2 tRNA genes and 2 rRNA genes are annotated in these 801 nt (G+C 48.6%); all 4 read right to left on the bottom strand.

Annotated features, from left to right (window positions below):
- Positions 1-103: ribosomal RNA gene (locus tag DCS96_RS18350) — 23S ribosomal RNA — on the bottom strand; the annotation flags it as partial.
- 236 nt (positions 104-339) lie between these two features.
- Positions 340-415 (bottom strand) — tRNA-Ala (locus DCS96_RS18345).
- A gap of 102 nt (positions 416-517) precedes the next feature.
- Positions 518-594, bottom strand: a tRNA-Ile gene (locus DCS96_RS18340).
- A gap of 126 nt (positions 595-720) precedes the next feature.
- Positions 721-801, bottom strand: a 16S ribosomal RNA gene (locus tag DCS96_RS18335); the annotation flags it as partial.

Genomic DNA, 801 nt, shown 5'->3' with positions numbered 1-801 from the left:
TCAAGCGCTTCTTACCAGCTCACCCGTGCTTAACGCAGGTTAGCACGTCCTTCATCGCCTCTGACTGCCAAGGCATCCACCGTGCACGCTTAGTCACTTAACCATACAACCCCAAGAAGTGTGTCAGTCCAAAGACCGGTACACTTATCAAGGCGGTACGCATCATGACTGATGCTTACAACTTTGTTTTCGCCAAGAAGTTCCAAGACACTTGCGTATCAAGAACTACAAATTATTTCATCAGCTTTCCAGGTTGTTAAAGAGCGTGACTTGTAAAAAAGTCAAAGTGATACATTGCGTTACAACGTATGACTTTGACATCTTGGGATTCAGGATAAATGGTGGAGCTAAGCGGGATCGAACCGCTGACCTCCTGCGTGCAAGGCAGGCGCTCTCCCAGCTGAGCTATAGCCCCATTTAGCCGACCTTCGCACCAAATCGCTGTCGAGACAAGGAATGAGGCGAGGACGTTTAGTAAACTAAACGACAAGCCTTATGACGCTGTATCGACAAGATTTGGTGGGTCTGGGTGGACTCGAACCACCGACCTCACCCTTATCAGGGGTGCGCTCTAACCACCTGAGCTACAGACCCAAATCCTGTTTGGCTATGCTCAAGCATCACCAAAACCATCAGCGTATCGGCTTGCACCAATACGCTTAAGTCACTCTTTTATATCAAGCAAACTGTGTGAACACTCAACAGGCGTTGAGATTAAGGTAAGGAGGTGATCCAACCGCAGGTTCCCCTACGGTTACCTTGTTACGACTTCACCCCAGTCATGAATCACTCCGTGGTAAA

It is taken from the genome of Zobellella maritima (assembly GCF_003075035.1).
Taxonomy (GTDB): domain Bacteria; phylum Pseudomonadota; class Gammaproteobacteria; order Enterobacterales; family Aeromonadaceae; genus Oceanimonas; species Oceanimonas maritima.
The sequence above is the reverse complement of the archived record's forward strand: the minus strand, read 5'-3'. Positions and strand labels throughout refer to the sequence as shown.